Raw genomic sequence first — 18,688 nt, forward strand, 5'->3', positions numbered from 1 at the left:
ATGACCACCGCCAACGATCCGATCGTCATCGTCAGCGCCGTCCGCACCCCGATGGGCGGCTTCCAGGGCGAACTCAAAAGCCTCACCGCGCCGCAGCTGGGCGCCGCCGCCATCAAGGCCGCCGTCGAACGCGCCGGCATCAAGGCCGATGCCGTCGATGAAGTCCTGTTCGGCTGCGTGCTGCCCGCCGGCCTCGGCCAGGCCCCGGCGCGCCAGGCCGCGCTGGGCGCCGGGCTGAACAAGTCGACCCGCTGCACCACCGTCAACAAGATGTGCGGCTCCGGCATGGAGACCACTATCCTGGCCCACGACATGCTCGTGGCCGGCAGCGCCGACGTGGTCATCGCCGGCGGCATGGAAAGCATGTCCAACGCGCCGTACCTGCTCGACCGCGCCCGCAGCGGCTACCGCATGGGCCACGGCCGGGTGCTGGACTCGATGTTCCTCGACGGCCTCGAAGACGCCTACGACAAGGGCCGCCTGATGGGCACCTTCGCCGAAGACTGCGCCGAGACCAACGGCTTCACCCGCGAGGCCCAGGACGCCTTCGCCATCGCCTCGACCACCCGCGCCCAGCAGGCGATCAAGGACGGCGCCTTCAAGGACGAGATCGTTCCGCTGACCGTGACCGTCGGCAAGGAACAGGTGGTGATCAGCAACGACGAGCAACCGCCCAAGGCCAAGCTGGACAAGATCGCTTCGCTCAAGCCGGCGTTCCGTGAGGGCGGCACCGTGACGGCGGCCAACTCCAGCTCGATTTCCGACGGCGCGGCGGCGCTGGTGCTGATGCGCCAGTCCCGGGCGCAGACCCTGGGCCTCAAGCCGCTGGCGGTGATCCACGGCCATTCGGCGTTCGCCGACACGCCAGGCCTGTTCCCGGTGGCGCCCATCGGTGCGATCAAGAAACTGATGAAGAAAACCGGCTGGTCCCTGGAACAGGTCGACCTGGTCGAAGTCAACGAGGCCTTCGCCGTGGTCGGCATGGCCGCCATGACTCACCTGGAGATCCCCCACGAGAAGCTCAACGTCCATGGCGGCGCCTGCGCCCTGGGCCACCCGATCGGCGCGTCCGGCGCGCGGATCCTGGTGACGCTGCTCTCGGCCTTGCGTCAGAGGGGGCTGAAGCGCGGTGTGGCGGCGATCTGCATCGGCGGCGGCGAAGCCACGGCGATGGCCGTGGAATGCCTCTACTGATCGCTATGGTTACCTGTGGGAGCGGGCTTGCCCGCGAAAGCGGTGGTTCAGTGACATGTAGGTTGACTGACACAACGCATTCGCGGGCAAGCCCGCTCCCACAGGGGATGTGGCAAAGCTCGATTTAAGGATTCACCATGATTCCCAACGAAGACCAACAACAGATCCGCGACATGGCCCGGCAGTTCGCCGAGGAACGGCTCAAGCCGTTCGCCGCCGAGTGGGACCGCGCGCACCGTTTCCCCAAGGAAGCCATCGGCGAAATGGCCGGCCTGGGCTTTTTCGGCATGCTGGTGCCGGAGCAGTGGGGCGGTTGCGACACCGGTTACCTGGCCTACGCCATGGCCCTGGAGGAGATCGCCGCCGGCGACGGCGCCTGCTCGACCATCATGAGCGTTCACAACTCGGTGGGCTGCGTGCCGATCCTCAAGTTCGGCAACGACGACCAGCGCGAACGCTTCCTCAAGCCGCTGGCCAGCGGCGAGATGCTCGGCGCCTTCGCCCTGACCGAGCCCCAGGCCGGCTCCGACGCCAGCAGCCTGAAGACCCGGGCGCGGCTGGAAGGCGACCACTATGTGCTCAACGGCTGCAAGCAGTTCATCACCTCCGGGCAGAACGCCGGGGTCGTGATCGTGTTCGCGGTGACCGATCCGGGTGCCGGCAAGCGCGGCATCAGCGCGTTCATCGTGCCCACCGACTCGCCGGGCTACAGCGTCGCGCGGGTCGAGGACAAGCTCGGCCAGCACGCCTCCGACACCTGCCAGATCCTCTTCGAGGACGTGAAGGTGCCGGTGGCCAACCGTCTGGGCGAGGAGGGCGAGGGCTACAAGATCGCCCTGGCCAACCTGGAGGGCGGGCGCATCGGCATCGCGTCGCAATCGGTGGGCATGGCCCGCGCCGCGTTCGAGGCCGCCCGTGACTACGCCCGCGAGCGCGACAGCTTCGGCAAGCCGATCATCGAGCACCAGGCCGTGGCGTTCCGCCTGGCGGACATGGCCACCCAGGTCGCCGTCGCCCGGCAGATGGTGCATTACGCCGCCGCCCTGCGCGACAGCGGCCAGCCGGCGCTGGTCGAGGCGTCGATGGCCAAGCTGTTCGCCTCGGAAATGGCCGAGAAGGTCTGCTCGATGGCGCTGCAGACCCTCGGCGGTTACGGTTACCTCAACGACTTCCCGCTGGAGCGCATCTACCGCGACGTGCGGGTCTGCCAGATCTACGAAGGCACCAGCGACATTCAGCGCATGGTCATTTCGCGCAATCTTTGAGAAGGAATCTGCACATGAGCTACGAAACGATCCTGTTGGAAACCCATGGCCGCGTCGGCCTGATCACCCTGAACCGCCCGCAGGCGCTGAACGCCCTGAACGCGCAGCTGGTCAGCGAAGTGAACCGTGCCCTGGACGGTCTGGAAGCCGATGCGAACATCGGCTGCATCGTCATCACCGGTTCGAAGAAAGCCTTCGCCGCCGGCGCCGACATCAAGGAAATGGCCGAGCTGACCTACCCGCAGATCTACATGGACGATCTGTTCAGCGACAGCGACCGCGTGGCCAACCGGCGCAAGCCGATCATCGCGGCGGTGAACGGTTTCGCCCTGGGCGGCGGCTGTGAGCTGGCGCTGATGTGCGACTTCATCCTGGCCGGCGACAACGCGAAATTCGGCCAGCCGGAAATCAACCTCGGCGTGCTGCCGGGCATGGGCGGCACCCAGCGCCTGACCCGTGCGGTGGGCAAGGCCAAAGCCATGGAGATGTGCCTCAGCGGCCGTCTGATCGGCGCCGAAGAGGCCGAGCGCTGCGGCATCGTGGCGCGCATCGTGCCGAGCGACGAACTGTTGGATGAGGCGCTGAAGGTGGCGGCGGTGATCGCCAGCAAGTCGCTGCCGATTGCGATGATGGTCAAGGAAAGCGTCAACCGCGCGTTCGAGGTGAACCTGACCGAAGGCGTGCGCTTCGAGCGTCGGGTGTTCCATGCCGCGTTCGCCACCCATGACCAGAAAGAAGGCATGGCGGCGTTCATCGCCAAGCGCGAGGCTGAGTTCAAGGGCAAGTGAGGCGCCGCCGCAGCTCCCACAGGCTTTCGCGGTGACTGCGAATTCCTCATACAGCCGGGATTCCCCGCGGGAGCTGCGACACAAATCCCATGCAGGAGCGAGCCTGCTCGCGAAGGCGGAGTGTCATCCAACAGAGATATCGATGACCCACCGCCATCGCCAGCAGGCTGGCTCCTACAGTTAACCGGGTCGTTCACGGATGATGTGCTCGACACAAGTCCTGTAGGAGCGAGCCTGCTCGCGAAAGCGGAGTGTCATCCAACAGAGATATCGATGTCCCACCGCCATCGCCAGCGGGCTGGCTCCTGCAGTTAACCGGGTCGTTCACGGATGATGTGCTCGACACAAGTCCTGTGGGAGCGGGCTTGCCCGCGATGGCGGAGTGTCAGTCGATACGGTTCAGAGAAAGACCGCAGCCCTGTGCAGGCTGCGGTCTTTTGCTTTCAGATCAGGTAATGCTTCAGCTCGCGGGCGATGACCATGCGCTGGATCTCGCTCGACCCTTCGTAGATCTGGGTGATCCGCGCGTCCCGGTAGTATTTCTCCACCGGGTAATCCTCCAGATACCCGTACCCGCCATGGATCTGGATCGCCGATGAACAGACCTTCTCGGCCATCTCCGAAGCGAACAGCTTGGCCTGGGACGCCTCGGACAGGCACGGCTTGCCGGCGGTGCGCAGGCGTGCGGCGTGCAGGATCATCAGCCGGGCGGCGTTCAGTTGCATGTGCATGTCGGCCAGCAGGTTGGCGACGCTCTGGTGCTCGATGATCGGCGTGCCGAACTGCACGCGCTCACGGGCATAGGCCAGCGCCGCTTCGAAGGCTGCGCGGGCGATGCCCAGGGCCTGGGCGGCGATGCCGATGCGGCCGCCTTCGAGGTTGGACAGGGCGATGGCCAGGCCCTTGCCGCGCTCGCCCAGCAGGTTGGCCTCGGGGATGCGGCAATCGCTGAGGGTCACGGCGCAGGTGTCCGAGGCGCGGATGCCCATCTTGTGTTCGCTGCGGTCAACGGTGAAGCCCGGGGTGTCGGTGGGCACGAGGAACGCCGAGAGGCCTTTCTTGCCCAGCTCCGGGTCGGTCACGGCAAACACGATGGCCAGCTTGGCCCGCTTGCCGTTGCTGACGAACTGCTTGGCGCCGTTGATCACCCACTGGCCGTCGCGCAGTTCGGCGCGGGTGCGCAGGTTGTGCGCCTCGGAGCCGGCCTGGGGTTCGGTCAGGCAGAAGCAGCCGATCACCTGGCCGCTGGCCAGGTCCGTCAGCCAGGTCTCTTTCTGGGCCTGGCTGCCGTAGTTGAGCACCGGGCCGCAGCCCACCGAGTTGTGGATGCTCATGAACGCGCCGGTGGCGCCGTCGCCGGCGGAAATCTCTTCCACCGCCAGGGCATAGGCGACGTAATCGACGTAGCTGCCGCCCCATTCCTCCGGCACCACCATGCCCAGCAGGCCCAGTTCGCCCATCTTCGCCACCAGACCGTCGTCGATCCAGCCGGCCTTTTCCCAGGCTTGCGCGTGGGGCGCGATTTCGCCGCGGGCAAAATCCCGGGCCATGTCGCGGATCATCACTTGTTCTTCAGTCAGTTCGAGATCGTGCATGGCTCAGCTCCCGCTCTCTGCGAAACCGTGGAAGAAACCCGCGACCCGTGCGGCGTCCAGCGCCTTGAGGGTGGGCGGGTTCCAGCGTGGGGATTTGTCTTTGTCGATCAGCAGGGCGCGCACGCCCTCGATCAGGTCGCCGCGCTCGAACCACTGCCGGTCCAGGTGCAGTTCGAGGGCGAAGCAGTCGTCCAGGCTCAGGTGCCGGCCCCGGCGCAGCATTTCCAGGGTCACAGCCATGGCCAGCGGCGAACGGGTTTCCATCAGGTCGGCGGTGGCGGTGCCCCATTCGTGGCTGTCGGCGACGGTCACGCTGCGCAGTTGCTCGACGATGCTCGGCACGTCGGGCAACGCGAAGAAATGGTCGATGGCCGGGCGCAGGGCCTGGAGCGGCGCGTCGGGCAGGGTCTGCACGGCGAGCCCGGCCAGCAGGCCTTGCAGGTCCTTGAGCGGCGTGTCGTGCCATTGCAGGCTGTCGAGCCGCTCGTCGAGGGTCGCCAGTGCGGCGCTTTCCAGATACCAGTCCGCCAACCCGCAGTACAGCGCGTCGGCGGCGCGGACCTGCACCCCGGTGACGCCCAGGTAGACCCCCAGCTCACCCGGGATGCGCGGCAGGAAGTAGCTGCCGCCGACATCCGGGAAGTAACCGATGGCCGTTTCCGGCATCGCCAGGCGGCTTTTCTCGGTGACCACCCGCAGGTCGGCGCCTTGCACCAGGCCCATGCCGCCGCCCAGGACAAAACCGTCCATCAGCGCCAGCACCGGCTTGCGGTAGCGGTGGATGGTCAGGTCGAGGGCGTATTCCTCGACGAAGAAGTCTTCGTGCAGCGTGTCGCCGCTCTTGTGGCTGTCGTACAGGGAACGGATGTCGCCGCCGGCGCAGAACGCCTTTTCGCCGGCGCCGCGCAGCACGACGGCGCGGATGCGGTCGTCGCCGGCCCACGCGTCCAGGTGCCGCTGCAACTGGCGAACCATGTCGAGGGTCAGGGCATTGAGGCCGGCGGGACGGTTGAGGGTCAGGTGACCGATGTGATTGCGAACCTCGGCCAGCACCTCGTTGTGTGTGGCATCCATGGACGGCGTCCGCGGGGATGAAGCCTGAGCAGTCATCAGTAACTCCCTGCTTTTATTGTTTTTTGTGCGATGTGTGCGGTGTGCTCGCGCGCGAGCGTTGCCGGATCGTAACAGTGCAAATTTGCCGTGCACAACCGGGATCCGTGCAGGGGCTGTCTGCATTTTTGTCATGCTGGCGGCCGTGTCCCGTCGCCCGGGCAGGATCTTCGGCGCCCGCGACAGAATCGGCTGTGAACGTGCCGTTATCAGCACAATAGAGGGGTCGCCGCCGCTCCATACGACACCTGCCGCCGACCGTCTGTTGGCATGCTGGCCCCCGGATCCCGAGCGCTCTGCGCCAAGGGTTTCAGCCCGGGCATCACGGATGACCCGGAACAAAAACAACAAGAACGCTGTTGCGGCCGATGCCGCATCGACTTTCTGTTCCTGCCCATAAAGGCGGCCGACCGGCGCGGCCGCGACAATTCCAGACAGATCAGGACTCAAGAAGATGAAAACCAAATGGCTGAGCGTATCCCTGCTTGCGTTGCTGTGCTGCACGACCGGTGCTTTCGCGAAGGAATGGAAAGAGCTGCGGTTCGGCGTCAACCCCAGTTATCCGCCCTTTGAATCGACCACCGCCGACGGTGGCGTACAGGGCTTCGGCGTGGACCTGGGCAACGCGATCTGCGCCGAGCTGAAGGTCAAGTGTGTGTGGGTCAGCAATGACTTCGACGGGCTGATCCCGGCGCTCAAGGCCGGCAAGTTCGACGCCATCGAGTCGTCGATGACCGTGACCGACGCGCGCAAGAAACAGATCGACTTCACCGACCGCCTGTACGCCGGGCCCACCGCCATCGTCACCCGCAAAGACTCGGGCCTGCTGCCCACCGGCGAATCCCTCAAGGGCAAGACCATCGGCTACATGCAGGGCACGATCCAGGAAGCCTACGCCAAGGCGCGCCTGGGGCCGGCCGGGGTCAAGCTGCGGGCCTACCAGAACCAGGATCAGGTCTACGCCGACCTGGTGTTCGGCCGTCTCGACGCGTCGATCCAGGACAAGCTGCAGGCGCAGATGAGTTTCCTCGCATCCCCCCAGGGCGCGCCGTTCCAGAACAGCGAAGGCATCAGCGACCCGATGATCCCGTCCGACATCGCCATCGGCGTGCGCCAGGGCAACGACGAGCTCAAGGGCATGCTCAACGCCGCCATCAAGGCCCTGCACGACAAGGGCATCTACGCGCAGATCCAGCGCAAGCACTTCGGTGACCTGGACCTCTACAACAACTGATCTGCGAGCCCGCCGCGCCCTGTGTGCTTTCCGGGCGCGCAGCGCGCGGAGGCGGGCGGCAAACGACAGGTGACTGGCGTGAATGAATTCCTGAGTTGGACCGGGCTCGATGTGTCGAGCCTGCAAGGCTACGGCCCGCTGTTGCTGCACGGCACGTGGGTGACCCTGAAACTGTCGGCGCTGGCGCTGCTGGTGAGCATGGCCCTGGGCCTGTTGGGGGCGGCGGCCAAGCTGTCGCCGCTCCGCCTGCTGAACCTGCCGGCGACGTTCTACACCACGCTGATCCGCGGCGTGCCGGACCTGGTGCTGATGCTGCTGATCTTCTACAGCCTGCAGGGCTGGGTGAGCAGCCTCACCGAACTGATGGGCTGGCCGTACCTGGAGATCGATCCGTTCGTGGCGGGCATCGTCACGCTCGGTTTCATCTACGGCGCGTACTTCACCGAGACGTTCCGCGGGGCGATCCTCAGCGTGCCGCGGGGGCAGCAAGAGGCCGCCGCGTGCTTCGGCCTGAACCGCTGGCAGCGTTTCCGCTTCGTGGTGTTCCCGCAGATGATGCGCTTCGCCTTGCCGAGCCTGGGCAACAACTGGCTGGTGCTGCTCAAGGCCACGGCGCTGGTGTCGATCATCGGCCTGTCGGACCTGGTCAAGGTGGCCCAGGAAGCAGGCAAGAGCACGTTCAACATGCTCGACTTCCTGCTGCTGGCGGCGGCGCTGTACCTGCTGATCACCAGCGCCTCCAATTACGTGCTGCGCGCGCTGGAGCGCCGCTACAACCTGGGCGTGCGGGGGATGGCGCGATGATCGAGCTGATTGCCGAGTACTGGAAACCCTTTCTGTTCAGCGACGGCGAGGCCCTGACCGGCCTGGCGATGACCCTCTGGCTGCTGGTGGCGAGCATCGCGATGGGGTTCTGCCTGTCGTTGCCTCTGGCGGTCATGCGCGTCTCACGCCTGGGCGCGGTGCGCTGGCCGGTGCAGCTGTTCACCTACGTGTTCCGCGGCACGCCGCTGTATATCCAGTTGCTGATCTGCTACAGCGGGATCTACGGCATCGCCGCGGTGCGTTCGCAGCCGCTGCTCGAAGCGTTTTTCCGCGATGCGATGAACTGCACGTTGCTGGCCTTCACCCTGAACACCTGCGCCTACACCGTGGAGATCTTCGCCGGGGCGATCCGCAGCATCCCCTACGGCGAGATCGAAGCGGCCCAGGCCTACGGCCTCAGCGGCTGGCGCCTGTACCGGCGGCTGATCCTGCCGTCGGCGCTGCGCCGGGCGCTGCCGTACTACAGCAACGAAGTGATCCTGATGCTGCACGCCACCTCGGTGGCGTTCACGGCCACCATCCCCGACATCCTCAAGGTCGCCCGGGACGCCAACGCCGCGACGTTCATGACCTTTCAGGCGTTCGGCATCGCCGGCCTGCTGTACCTCGCGCTGTCGTTCGGCCTGGTCGGCGGGTTCCGCCTGGCGGAGCGGCGCTGGCTGAACTTCCTCGGTCCGGCCCACTGACCCTTTCTTTTGATCCAGAGCCGCGCCGGTGCCGGGCGGCTCCAGGAGTTTGATCCATGTACAAACTGACGGTAGAAAATCTGTACAAGCGCTTCGGTGACAATGAAGTGCTCAAGGGCGTCTCGTTGAACGCGCGGGCCGGCGATGTGGTGAGCATGATCGGCGCCAGCGGTTCGGGCAAAAGCACTATGCTGCGTTGCATCAACTTTCTGGAGCGGGCGGACGAGGGCGCCATCACCCTGGACGGCGAACGGATCCTCACCCGGCAGGGCGCCGGCGGCATGCGGGTGGCCAACCCCAGACAGTTGCAGTCGCTGCGCACGCGCCTGGCGATGGTGTTCCAGCATTTCAACCTGTGGAGTCACCTGACCGTGCTGGAGAACATCGTGCTTGCGCCCTGCCAGGTGTTGGGCGAAAGCCGCAAGGAAGCCGAAGAACGGGCGCTGGCCTACCTGGACAAGGTCGGCCTGCCGCAGCGGGTGGCGCAGCAGTACCCGGCGTTCCTCTCCGGCGGCCAGCAGCAGCGGGTGGCGATCGCCCGGGCGCTGGCGGTGGAGCCGCAGATCCTGCTGTTCGACGAGCCGACCTCGGCGCTGGATCCGGAACTGGTCGGCGAAGTGCTGAAGGTGATTCAGGCCCTGGCCGAGGAGGGGCGCACCATGCTGATGGTCACCCACGAAATGGGCTTTGCCCGGCAGGTGTCCAGCCAGGTGCTGTTCCTGCACCAGGGACGGGTGGAGGAGCAGGGCGACGCGAGCCTGCTCGACCGGCCGCGCAGCGAGCGTTTGCAGCAATTCCTATCGGGTCGTTTGAAGTGAGGCAAGGGATACATGGCGGACATCCGCGATCTGACGATCGTGCTTGATCGGATCGATCAGGCCATCATCGAAGTGCTGCGCCACGAAGGGCGCATCACCTATCAAAAGCTCTCCGAGCGCGTGCACCTGACGCCCAGGCCTTGCCTGGAACGGGTACGCAAACTCGAACAGCTCGGGGTCATCCGTGGCTACGGGGCGATCCTCGACGAAAAGAAGCTGACGCCGGGGCTGTCGCTGCTGGTGCTGGTGGCGCTGTCGAACCAGAGCGGGCGGGCGGCGCAGAAAGCCTTCGAGGCCAAGGTGCGCGCTTGCCCGCAAGTGCTCGAATGCCGGCTGATCAGCGGCGCGTTCGACTACAGCCTGCGCATGCGTTGCCGGGACATGGAGCACTACCGGGTGCTGACCGAAGTGTGGTTCGACGACCCGGACCTGCACATCGACAAACTGGTCAGCCACCCGGAACTGGCGACGGTCAAGACCACCATGGAGTGAGCCGGCCCGACACGAAGACCGCAGCCCGCAGGCTGCGGTTTTTTTTGTCCGGACGCCTGCCGAATCGGCTGGGCAAACAGCCGATTTCGACCGTTTCCATCACTGGCGGTCGGCGCAACAACCGGGTTTGTTCCGGGCCGGAACAGACAATGGGCACCTCCCAACCCTCATCGGTTCCGTGCCCATGCAGACCACCAACACCGTTTTGATGATTCGTCCGACACGCTTCTCCTTCAATCAGGACACGGCGGCGAACAACCGCTTCCAGCGCCCGGCGGAGCACGCCGAAGACGTGCAGCTCAAGGCCCTGCAGGAATTCGACGGCTACGTCGCCGCGCTGCGCGGGCACGGGGTCGAGGTGCTGGTGCACAACGACCGCGAGGCCCCGCACACCCCCGACTCGATCTTCCCCAACAACTGGTGGAGCAGCCACCCCGACGGCACGCTGGTGCTGTACCCGATGCAAGGGCAGAACCGCCGGCTGGAGCGCGACAAAGGCGTGCTCGACTGGCTGGGCGAAGCCTACCGGGTCGAGCGCCTGGTGGATCTTTCCGGGCTGGAACGCCAAGAGGTCTTTCTGGAGGGCACCGGCAGCATGGTGCTCGACCGTCAGCAGCGCATCTGCTACGCCGGCTACTCCACGCGCACCCACGGCCATGCCCTGGCGCAGGCGGTCGAGCAGTTGGGCTATTCGCTGTGCGCCTTCAACGCCGTGGATCGCCAGGGCGTGGCGATCTACCACACCAACGTGATGATGAGCGTCGGCACCCGGCTGGCCGTGGCCTGCCTGGACAGCGTCGCCGATGCCGGCGAGCGCCGGGCGTTGCGTTCGCGGCTGGAGGAGAGCGGCAAGCAAGTGGTCGCGCTGGACTGGGCCCAACTCGAAGCCTTCGCCGGCAACATGCTCGAAGTCCGCACGGCCACCGGCGAACCGCTGCTGGTGATGTCGCGCACCGCGTGGCAATCGCTGGACAGCGCCCAGCGCCGCACTCTCGAAAGCCTCGCCACGCCGCTTGCGGTGAACATCGACACCATCGAACGCATCGGCGGCGGCAGCGCACGCTGCATGCTGGCCGAAGTGTTTTTCCCCAAACGCGAACCGCAACCGCCGGTCGCCAAGGAGCACACCCGATGATCGTCCGTCCTGCCACGCCCGAGGACTTGCCCGCATTGCTGGCCCTGGCCCACAGCGCCGGCGCCGGTTTGACCACGTTGCCCGCCGACGCGAGCCGCCTGCGCCAGCGCCTGGACTGGGCGGCGAAAACCTTCGCGGGAGAAGCCTCCCGGGCCGATGCCGATTACCTGTTCGTGCTGGAGAACCCGCAAGGCGAGGCCATCGGCATCTGTGCCCTGGCCGGCGCGGTGGGCCTGCGCGAGCCCTGGTACAACTATCGGTTGGGGCTGTTCGTGGCGGCGTCGAAGAACCTCGGCATCAACCAGCAACTGCCCACGCTGTTCTTGGGCAACGACATGACCGGCCAATCGGAGCTGTGCTCGCTGTTCCTGCACGCCGACCACCGCAGCGGCCTCAACGGCCGGCTGCTGTCCAAGGCGCGGTTCCTGTTCCTGGCGGAGTTCCGCGAACGTTTCGGCGACAAGGTCATCGCCGAGATGCGCGGCTATTCGGACGAGAACGGCGTATCGCCGTTCTGGGAAGGGCTGGGCCGGCACTTCTTCAAGATGGACTTCGCCGACGCCGATTACCTCACCGGCCTGGGCAACAAGACCTTCATCGCCGAACTGATGCCCAAGTTCCCGCTGCCCACCTGCCTGCTGCCGGAAGCCGCCCGCGCGGTGATCGGCCGCGTCCACCCCAACACCGAACCGGCGCTGGGCATGCTCAAGGCCGAAGGCTTCGAACACCGCGACTACATCGACATCTTCGACGGCGGTCCGCTGATCGAATGCGACACCGGCCAGATCCGTGCGGTGCGCGACAGCCAGGTGCTGCAACTGAGCCTCGGCACACCGGGGGACGGGGCGGACACCTGGCTGATCCACAACCGTGGGTTCGCCGATTGCAAGATCACGGCCGCGCCGGCGCGGGTGGCGGCGGGCACGTTGATCGTCGATGCGCAGACCGCCGGCACGCTGGGGCTGGCGGCCGGGGCGTCGGTGCGGGCGGTGCCGCTGGCGGTGCCGGCGCGCCAGCAAGCGGCGGCGTGAGCTCGGCCCGAGTTCAGGCCTTGGCGCCGAGCACTTCGCCGATGCTGCGCCGTTTGGCATGCAGCTCGCTGGCATGGATCAGTTGCTCAAGGTCCTCTGGGGTGACGTCGATGAAGGCTTCCATGTCGGCCAGCGCCCGTTTCAGGTCGTCGGCGGTGATGGCCTGGGCGTCCACCGGGGCGACGGCGGGGGCCGGTTCGGCGGGGCGCTTGGGGTAGTGGATGCGCGTGAGGTTGTTGTAGGCCAGCGCGCAGGCCACCAGGCTCGCCGCGCTGAGCATCACAGGCCCCAGGGCCGTCCAGTCCATGGCGACGGTGGCGGGGTCGGCCAGCACCATCGTCAGCGCCACGGCCCCGGCCGGCGGGTGCAGGCAGCGCAGCCAGCACATCAGGATCAGCGCCATGCCGGCCGCCAGGCAAGCGCTGCCCAGGGTGCGGCCCAGCACATGGGCCACCAGCAGCGCGACCGTGCCGGCGCACAGGTAGCCGCCGACGATCGACCAGGGTTGGGCCAGGGCGCCGGAGGACACCGCAAACAGCAGCACCGCCGAGGCGCCCAGCGGGCCCATCACGTGATAGGCGGCCTGGATGCCGAACACCTGGCTGCACACCCAGACGCTGACCAGCGTGCCCAGGGCCATGCCGATGGCGGCGCGGCTCCATTCGGTGGGACGGGTGTTGACGGCGGCAGGCAACCAGCGGGCGAGCATGTGAAGACGTTCCTCGTGGATCGGGCAGAAAAGCGCAAGGCAAAAAAAAGGACTTGTCCGTGATGTCCGGAAAGTCCTTCGAAACGTTCCAACTATTGGGGGAGGAACGCGCACAGTGTGCCAAGCAAACTGGATGCTGACAAATTCATATAAATGCAGTTTCAGTGCACTATTTTTGCAGTAAGGCCACCCGTCGTCCGCTCATGAAGCACAGCAAGCCGCCCATCGCGGTCAAGGCGCTCAAGGCATAGAACATGGTCGGCGCTGGGGTGTGCATCAGCAGGAAACCACAGATCACCGGGCTCAGCGCCCCGCCCAGGGCCGCCAGGTTCTGCGCGCCGTAGTAGCTGCCGCGCAGTTCTTCCGGGGCCAGGGTGTCGACGAACAGGAATTCGGACGGGTAAATGATCATCTCGCCGAGGGTGAAGATGAACATGGCGACGCACCAGCTCACCAGGCTGTCGGCCAGGCTGAAGCCGATCAGGCCGGCGATGAACAGGCCGGTGCCGGCGACGATCCAGTAGCGCAATTTTTCCCGGCTCAGGAACCGGCCGATCTGGTATTGCAGCAGGATCACCGCGATGGCGTTGCAGGCGAGCAGGGCGGCCATGGTCTTGAGGGCGTGCTGCGAATCCTCGACCACCAGCAGGTACTGCGACAGGTACAGGGTGAAGCGCCCGTGCACCACGGTGCTGAGCAGGCAGCCGCAGGTGAACATGATCAGGGTGCGGTCGTTCTTCAGGGTGACCAGGGTCTTGAGGAAGCTCTGGGGCTGGCCGATCACGGCCACGGGGTTGGCGTCCTTGGGGATGCCGACCATCAGGAAGATGCTGGCGAAGGCGATGGCGGCGGCGATCAGGAACGGCGCGATCGGATACACCCCGGCGATCACCACCCCGAGCATCGGGCCGGTGGCATAGCCGATGTTGGTCAGCGTGTAGCGCAGCGAGAAGGCCTTGGCCCGCTGGTTGATCGGCAGGTGTTCGCTGAGGATCGCCTTGGAGCCGATCAAAAACAGCGCCGAGGCGGTTTCGGTGATCACCAGGGTGGCGGTGGTCAGGTAGAGATTCTGGGCGAAGGTCAGCAGTACGAAGCCGACGGCGCTGGAGAGCATCGCCAGGATCAGCAGCCGGCGCTTTTCCAGACGGTCGATGATGTAGCCGCCGTACAGCGCGAGCAGGGTGGCGATGAACACCGCGATGCCCAGCAGCAGGCCGACGTCCTGCTGGTTGAGGCCCAGCTTCTGGCTCAGGAACAGGGTGAGCAGGGGGCTGGTGATGGCGCGGCTGACGACGATGGTCAGCGAGACGATCATCAGGCGGCGGATAACGAGCGAATACTTGGCCACGGAAAATCAAATGTCCTTATTCAGATAGTGTTTGGCCCGACTGGAAACCGCGTGGCCTTCATCGCTGGCAAGCCAGCTCCCACAGGTATCGCGGTCGGATGCAGAACCTGCGGCCACCGCAGAACCCTTGTGGGAGCCAGCCTGCTGGCGATGAGGCCGGCACATCCAGCCTCGATGTCGCCTGCCGGATCACCATCGCCAGCAGGCTGGCTCCTACAGGATTCCCGGCCGGACGCAGAACCTGAGCTCGCCGCAAAACCCTGCAGGAGCGAGCCTGCTCGCGAAGAGGTCAGATACGGCCCCCCAACAATCACGTCAGCCACCGCTCAAGCCCCGATACCGATTCCAGCGACTCCAGGTTCCGCATTCGTTCCAGCAACCCTTCGGCCCGGTCCTGAGGCAACACCCGCAGCGCCAGGCTGAAGAACTTTTCCTCCAGCGCCGCCTCGCTCAGCGGATTGCCCGGCGCGCCCAACGGCACCTCGACGCACAGGCTGGCCTCACGCCCGTCCACGGTGCGCACGCTGACGACCGGCTCGCCATCCTCGGACAGTTGCCCGTCCACTTCAAGGCGAATCCGCGTCATCCACCGGGCAATGTCCGGATCGTCGCGCCGGGCGTCGTCGTAGGCCCAGAGCCGACAATGTCCATGCACCAGGCGCGCCGCGAGGGCGTAGGGCAGGCTCATCTGCGCCGCCGCCAGCGAACCGGTGTCGCGCCCGCCGCACATGTCCTGCAAAAAGCCGCACAGGCGCACATGGACGTCTTCTACCTGAGCCGCCTCGACCTTGAGCTGCGCCATCAGCCGCCCCAGCGCATCGATCGCCGAATGCGTCCCGCGGCAGGCCGCGTAAGGCTTGATCGAACAGCGGGCGAGTTTCCACACCTGTCCCAGGTCCGCCACCAGCGCCGCCGGTTGCGCGGTGCCGGGCGCGAGGGTCTTGAGAAATCCGCCCCACACGTCGTCGAACAGTTGCGACGGTCCGCTGATGCCTTCGCGGGCGAAGCGGGCGGCGAGCAACCCACCTTCGGCGGCGCGTCCGCTGTGCAGCTTCTTGCTGTGCGAACCGTCGTGAATGAAGGCCCAAAGACCGCCGCTGAAACTGCCGGCGATGCCCAGCGCCGATACGGTTTGCGTCACGTCCAGGCCGAGGATCCGCGCACTGGCCGCCGCCGCGCCGAACACCCCGCAGGTGGCGGTCGAGTGCCAGCCGGCGCCGTTGTGGGCCGAGTAGCTGCCGCAGGCTTCCAGCACTCGCCGGCCGATTTCGTAGCCGATCACCACGGCGGTGATGAATTCGCGACCGCACACCGGGCGCTCCGCCAACGCCAGCGCGGCCATCGCCGCCGGCAGCACCACGGCGCCGGAGTGATCGCAGCCGCCGGTGTCGTCCAGCTCCAGCGCGTGGGCGGCGATGCCGTTGAGCAACGCGGCATGGCCGGCGCCGACCCGCCGTGAGGTGCCCCAGACCGGCACGGTTCCGGGTTCGCTGGCGAACAGGCGTTGCGCCTGAAGCGCCACGCGGCTGTCCGCCCCGGCCAGCGCCGCGCCGAAGGTGTCGAGGATGTGCCGCTTGGCCTGGGCCACCAGCGCTTCGGGCAGTGCTTCAAACCGGGTTTCGACGCAGAACCGCGCCAACCGCTGCATCGATTCGGTCATGTGAGGTTATCCCGATAATGCCGCTCATACACCGAGGCGGGATGGTCCGCGCCCACCGCTTCAGCCTTCTGCGCCCACCATTGGGTGATGTCGGCGCCGCTGGCGATCCACACGTCGCCGTGCCGGCGGATGCTTTCCAGCAGTTCGCGCAGCACGCCGATCCGGCCCGGTGTGGCGATGATTTCCGGGTGCAGGCGCAGCACGTAGCACAGGCCGAACCGGTGGAAACCGGCGAAGTCCAGCAGCAGGTTGCCCAGCGTATGGCTGTAAGAGGCGATCCGCGACTGGGCCGGCGGCACGGCGGGGCTCAGGTTGAAGGCGAAGTAGGGTTCATCTTCCAGCTCGTAGTGCAGCGGCAGCTCGATCACGTCCGGTGCCGTCGGGTGGGCGAACGGCAGGTCGTCGCCGCGCCATGACGACGACCAGCGAATGCCTTCGTCGCGCAGCGCTTCGATCAATCCCGGTGCGCCGTTGCCGGCGGGGATGCGGAAACCGCGCGGGCGCTGGCCGGTCAACGCTTGCAGCGCCGCGCAACCCTTGGCCACGTCTGCGCGTTGCGCCGCCAGATCCAGGGTGTCGTAGTCCTGGTGGCGGTAGCCGGCGCAGGCGATTTCGTGTCCGCCGGCCAGGATCGCGGCGATGTGTTGCGGGTTTTCCTCGGCGACGATGCCGGGGACGAACCAGGTGGCGGTCACCTCCTGTTCCTTGAACAGCCGCAACAGCCGTTCGACGCCCCGTTGCGTGCCGTAGCGCCAGACCGACAAGGTCTTGTCGCGCCCGGCCACTTCGGGGGCCTGGGTGAGAATGCCGTGGATGTCGTTGTAGTCGACGGTCAGCGCCACGGCGCAGCGCTGGCCGTCGGGCCAGACGGTGGCGTCAGTCATGGTGATGCTCCTTGAGCCACCAGCGGGCGACGTCGCGGCAGGTGGCGAACCACACGTCGTCACGCTCGCGCATGTGTTCGAAGAGTTGTTCCAGCAGCAGGATGCGCCCTGGCTTGCCGGTGATTTTCGGGTGGAACAGGGTGGTCAGGCACAGCCCTTCGTCCATCGCGCCGTCGTACTCGCGCCGCCAGTTGTCCAGGGTCAGGGCGTAGCTGGCGGTGCGGTCCAGGCCGGACGGGAAGTTCGGCGCGCGGGTGTAGGCCAGGGAGGCGTAGTCGTCCATTTCCCAGCGGCCGGGGATCTCCACCAGCGGCGTGGCGTGGCCGGGCACGTCGACCAGGTACGGGCGGTCGTCGCCGCGCATGCTGCTGGAATAGATGACGCCGTTGTCGGCGAGCATCTTCGGGGTCTCGGCGCGCCAGTCGCCGGACGGGGTGCGGAAACCCTCGGCACGGATGTGCAGGTGCCGCCAGAACACCTCGCGGGATTTCCGCATGACGGCCTGCTGCTCGTCGAGCGTCAGGGCGTAGAAGGATTCGTGCCTGTAGCCGTGGTAGGCCACTTCATGGCCGCGCTCGACGATGGCCTGGCATTGCCTTGGCCAGTTCTCCACGACCCAGGCCGGGACGAAGAACGTGGTCGGCAGCGTGAACGCGTCGAGCAGGTCCAGCAGGCGCGGCAAGGCACGGTAAGGGCCGTAGCCGCCGAAACCGAAATACTCGGGCTTGCGCCAGATCGAGCCGTCGAGCATGGCGTCGCCGGTGGGGCCGTCGAGGTCGAAGGCCAGGGCCAGACAGGCTTTGTGCCCGTCGGGCCAGGTGGGGGGAAGCGGGGAGGACATCACAGGCACTCCAACCATCAGTGGATAAACACAGGGCCTGGTGGGGGGCGGCCTTGCGGTGTGGCATTCGCCGACGATGTCGCCTGTCAGGCCGCTATCGCCAGCAGGCTGGCTCCTACAGGAATTCCGGTCGCACACAGAACCCGGGCCCGACACATAACCCCTGTGGGAGCCAGCCTGCTGGCGATGAGGCCGGTACATCCGACCCCGTCACCGCGATCAGGCCCGCTCCCGCAGGCTCACTTGCCGGCGTTGACGGTCACGTTCTTGATCGCGCCCAGCTCCAGGTCCCACTTCTTCAGGATCGCGCCGTAGCTGCCGTCATCCACCATGCTCTGCAGCGCGACCTTCACCGCCTCGCTCAGCTCAGGCTTCTTCTTGCTCACGCCAAGGCCGGTGAACTGCACGGAGATCGGCTGGCCGACGGTCTTGTACATGTCCTTTTCCTGGGTCTTGAGGTACGACAGGGTTTCGCTGCCCTGCATCGCCGCGTCGATCCGGCTCTGGCGCAGTTGGGCGCGGGCGTCGGCCGAGCCTTCGGTGCCGACCACGTTGATCGCGGGCTTGCCCGCGGCCTCGCAGTTGGCCTTGCTCCACGCGGCGATCTCCGCCGGGAAGGTGGTGCGGCGGCTGGTGCCGACTTTCTTGCCGCACAGGTCGGTGATCTCGTTGGTCGCGGCGTTCTTCTGCAAGGTGTAGAACTGCGGGCCGCTGGTGAAGTAGTCGACGAAGGTCACGCTGGCCTGGCGCTCGGCGGTGTCGGTCATGCCCGACAGCACCATGTCCACGCGGTCGGTGGTCAGGGCGTTGATCATCTGCTCGAAGCCGGTCTCCTGCCATTTGATCTTGACCCCCAGGCGCTCGGCCAGGGCGTTGCCCAGGTCATAGTCCAGGCCGGTGAGCTGGTTGGTGGCCGGATCCTTGAAATCCATCGGCGGGTAGTTGGGCATGATCGCCACGACGATCTCGCCCTTGGCCTTGATGCTGGCCGGCAAGTCGGCGGCGGTGGCGAAACCGCAGGACATGAACGATGCGAGTACTGCTGGAATGACGAAGTTCTTCATGGACGTTCT

Annotated in this window: 18 protein-coding genes; 10 read left to right on the top strand and 8 right to left on the bottom strand. The window is 66.3% G+C overall.

Annotated elements, in window-relative coordinates:
* The 3 genes from KVG96_RS10345 to KVG96_RS10355 all read left to right on the top strand — a co-directional run bounded on the left by KVG96_RS10345 (position 1) and on the right by KVG96_RS10355 (position 3,247).
* Positions 1-1,194 carry an acetyl-CoA C-acyltransferase gene (locus KVG96_RS10345; RefSeq protein WP_217891942.1) on the top strand — a complete coding sequence of 398 codons (1,194 nt, stop codon included), beginning with the start codon at positions 1-3 and terminating at the stop codon, positions 1,192-1,194.
* 137 nt (positions 1,195-1,331) lie between these two features.
* Complete coding sequence (locus KVG96_RS10350) at positions 1,332-2,459, top strand: acyl-CoA dehydrogenase (RefSeq protein WP_217891943.1); 1,128 nt, start codon at positions 1,332-1,334, stop codon at positions 2,457-2,459.
* A gap of 14 nt (positions 2,460-2,473) precedes the next feature.
* Positions 2,474-3,247: an enoyl-CoA hydratase gene (locus tag KVG96_RS10355; RefSeq protein WP_217891944.1), complete on the top strand. Its 774-nt coding sequence runs from the start codon at positions 2,474-2,476 to the stop codon at positions 3,245-3,247.
* Between the two features lie 443 nt (positions 3,248-3,690).
* Here KVG96_RS10355 and KVG96_RS10360 read toward each other — a convergent pair whose 3' ends face one another.
* A complete protein-coding gene (locus tag KVG96_RS10360; RefSeq protein WP_217891945.1) occupies positions 3,691-4,842 on the bottom strand; it encodes an acyl-CoA dehydrogenase family protein in 1,152 nt (383 codons plus the stop codon).
* Positions 4,843-4,845: 3 nt separating this feature from the next.
* On the bottom strand, positions 4,846-5,952 hold the full coding sequence (locus tag KVG96_RS10365; RefSeq protein ID WP_217891946.1) for an enoyl-CoA hydratase/isomerase family protein: 1,107 nt from the start codon (positions 5,950-5,952) through the stop codon (positions 4,846-4,848).
* 454 nt (positions 5,953-6,406) lie between these two features.
* Between KVG96_RS10365 and KVG96_RS10370 the strand changes: the two genes are divergently transcribed.
* From KVG96_RS10370 to astA, 7 genes are all read left to right on the top strand, one after another.
* On the top strand, positions 6,407-7,186 hold the full coding sequence (locus KVG96_RS10370) for a transporter substrate-binding domain-containing protein (protein ID WP_217891947.1): 780 nt from the start codon (positions 6,407-6,409) through the stop codon (positions 7,184-7,186).
* A 78-nt stretch (positions 7,187-7,264) separates the two neighbouring features.
* Positions 7,265-7,990, top strand: coding sequence for an ABC transporter permease (locus KVG96_RS10375; protein ID WP_217891948.1), 726 nt, complete (start codon positions 7,265-7,267; stop codon positions 7,988-7,990).
* Complete coding sequence (locus tag KVG96_RS10380; protein ID WP_217891949.1) at positions 7,987-8,697, top strand: ABC transporter permease; 711 nt, start codon at positions 7,987-7,989, stop codon at positions 8,695-8,697. The genes KVG96_RS10375 and KVG96_RS10380 overlap by 4 nt, the downstream gene beginning before the upstream one ends.
* Positions 8,698-8,753: 56 nt before the next feature.
* Positions 8,754-9,515, top strand: coding sequence for an ABC transporter ATP-binding protein (locus KVG96_RS10385; RefSeq protein WP_217891950.1), 762 nt, complete (start codon positions 8,754-8,756; stop codon positions 9,513-9,515).
* 12 nt (positions 9,516-9,527) lie between these two features.
* Positions 9,528-10,007: an Lrp/AsnC family transcriptional regulator gene (locus KVG96_RS10390; protein ID WP_085583070.1), complete on the top strand. Its 480-nt coding sequence runs from the start codon at positions 9,528-9,530 to the stop codon at positions 10,005-10,007.
* Between the two features lie 184 nt (positions 10,008-10,191).
* Complete coding sequence (gene ctlX, locus KVG96_RS10395; RefSeq protein ID WP_217891951.1) at positions 10,192-11,142, top strand: citrulline utilization hydrolase CtlX; 951 nt, start codon at positions 10,192-10,194, stop codon at positions 11,140-11,142.
* The gene (gene astA, locus KVG96_RS10400; protein ID WP_217891953.1) at positions 11,139-12,173 is read left to right on the top strand and encodes an arginine N-succinyltransferase; all 1,035 of its coding nucleotides are present in this window, start codon (positions 11,139-11,141) and stop codon (positions 12,171-12,173) included. Before ctlX ends, astA begins: the two co-directional genes overlap by 4 nt.
* Before the next feature lie 13 nt (positions 12,174-12,186).
* On the opposite strand, the gene KVG96_RS10405 is transcribed toward astA, so the two are convergent.
* From KVG96_RS10405 to KVG96_RS10430, 6 genes are all read right to left on the bottom strand, one after another.
* Positions 12,187-12,882 (bottom strand): HPP family protein, encoded by a 696-nt coding sequence (locus KVG96_RS10405; RefSeq protein WP_217891954.1) that lies wholly within the window; start codon positions 12,880-12,882, stop codon positions 12,187-12,189.
* 169 nt (positions 12,883-13,051) lie between these two features.
* Positions 13,052-14,230, bottom strand: coding sequence for an MFS transporter (locus KVG96_RS10410; RefSeq protein WP_217891955.1), 1,179 nt, complete (start codon positions 14,228-14,230; stop codon positions 13,052-13,054).
* A gap of 310 nt (positions 14,231-14,540) precedes the next feature.
* Positions 14,541-15,890: an MmgE/PrpD family protein gene (locus tag KVG96_RS10415; protein ID WP_217891956.1), complete on the bottom strand. Its 1,350-nt coding sequence runs from the start codon at positions 15,888-15,890 to the stop codon at positions 14,541-14,543.
* Entirely contained in the window at positions 15,887-16,774 is an 888-nt protein-coding gene (locus tag KVG96_RS10420) for a polysaccharide deacetylase family protein (protein ID WP_217891957.1), read from the bottom strand. The genes KVG96_RS10415 and KVG96_RS10420 overlap by 4 nt, the downstream gene beginning before the upstream one ends.
* Complete coding sequence (locus tag KVG96_RS10425) at positions 16,767-17,615, bottom strand: polysaccharide deacetylase family protein (protein WP_217891958.1); 849 nt, start codon at positions 17,613-17,615, stop codon at positions 16,767-16,769. Before KVG96_RS10425 ends, KVG96_RS10420 begins: the two co-directional genes overlap by 8 nt.
* 239 nt (positions 17,616-17,854) lie before the next feature.
* Positions 17,855-18,679 carry an ABC transporter substrate-binding protein gene (locus KVG96_RS10430; protein WP_217891959.1) on the bottom strand — a complete coding sequence of 275 codons (825 nt, stop codon included), beginning with the start codon at positions 18,677-18,679 and terminating at the stop codon, positions 17,855-17,857.
* Positions 18,680-18,688: the final 9 nt, after the last annotated feature.

This window comes from Pseudomonas ekonensis (assembly GCF_019145435.1).
Lineage (GTDB): Bacteria > Pseudomonadota > Gammaproteobacteria > Pseudomonadales > Pseudomonadaceae > Aquipseudomonas > Aquipseudomonas ekonensis.

Bases quoted from the DNA above. Each gene is read 5' to 3' on its own strand.
- KVG96_RS10380 (WP_217891949.1), top strand. From the start codon at position 7,987: ATGATCGAGCTGATTGCCGAGTACTGGAAACCCTTTCTGTTCAGCGAC.
- KVG96_RS10430 (WP_217891959.1), bottom strand. From the start codon at position 18,679: ATGAAGAACTTCGTCATTCCAGCAGTACTCGCATCGTTCATGTCCTGC.
- KVG96_RS10345 (WP_217891942.1), top strand. From the start codon at position 1: ATGACCACCGCCAACGATCCGATCGTCATCGTCAGCGCCGTCCGCACC.
- KVG96_RS10390 (WP_085583070.1), top strand. From the start codon at position 9,528: ATGGCGGACATCCGCGATCTGACGATCGTGCTTGATCGGATCGATCAG.
- ctlX (WP_217891951.1), top strand. From the start codon at position 10,192: ATGCAGACCACCAACACCGTTTTGATGATTCGTCCGACACGCTTCTCC.
- KVG96_RS10385 (WP_217891950.1), top strand. From the start codon at position 8,754: ATGTACAAACTGACGGTAGAAAATCTGTACAAGCGCTTCGGTGACAAT.
- KVG96_RS10365 (WP_217891946.1), bottom strand. From the start codon at position 5,952: ATGACTGCTCAGGCTTCATCCCCGCGGACGCCGTCCATGGATGCCACA.
- KVG96_RS10425 (WP_217891958.1), bottom strand. From the start codon at position 17,615: ATGTCCTCCCCGCTTCCCCCCACCTGGCCCGACGGGCACAAAGCCTGT.
- KVG96_RS10370 (WP_217891947.1), top strand. From the start codon at position 6,407: ATGAAAACCAAATGGCTGAGCGTATCCCTGCTTGCGTTGCTGTGCTGC.
- astA (WP_217891953.1), top strand. From the start codon at position 11,139: ATGATCGTCCGTCCTGCCACGCCCGAGGACTTGCCCGCATTGCTGGCC.
- KVG96_RS10420 (WP_217891957.1), bottom strand. From the start codon at position 16,774: ATGACTGACGCCACCGTCTGGCCCGACGGCCAGCGCTGCGCCGTGGCG.
- KVG96_RS10355 (WP_217891944.1), top strand. From the start codon at position 2,474: ATGAGCTACGAAACGATCCTGTTGGAAACCCATGGCCGCGTCGGCCTG.
- KVG96_RS10350 (WP_217891943.1), top strand. From the start codon at position 1,332: ATGATTCCCAACGAAGACCAACAACAGATCCGCGACATGGCCCGGCAG.
- KVG96_RS10405 (WP_217891954.1), bottom strand. From the start codon at position 12,882: ATGCTCGCCCGCTGGTTGCCTGCCGCCGTCAACACCCGTCCCACCGAA.
- KVG96_RS10360 (WP_217891945.1), bottom strand. From the start codon at position 4,842: ATGCACGATCTCGAACTGACTGAAGAACAAGTGATGATCCGCGACATG.
- KVG96_RS10415 (WP_217891956.1), bottom strand. From the start codon at position 15,890: ATGACCGAATCGATGCAGCGGTTGGCGCGGTTCTGCGTCGAAACCCGG.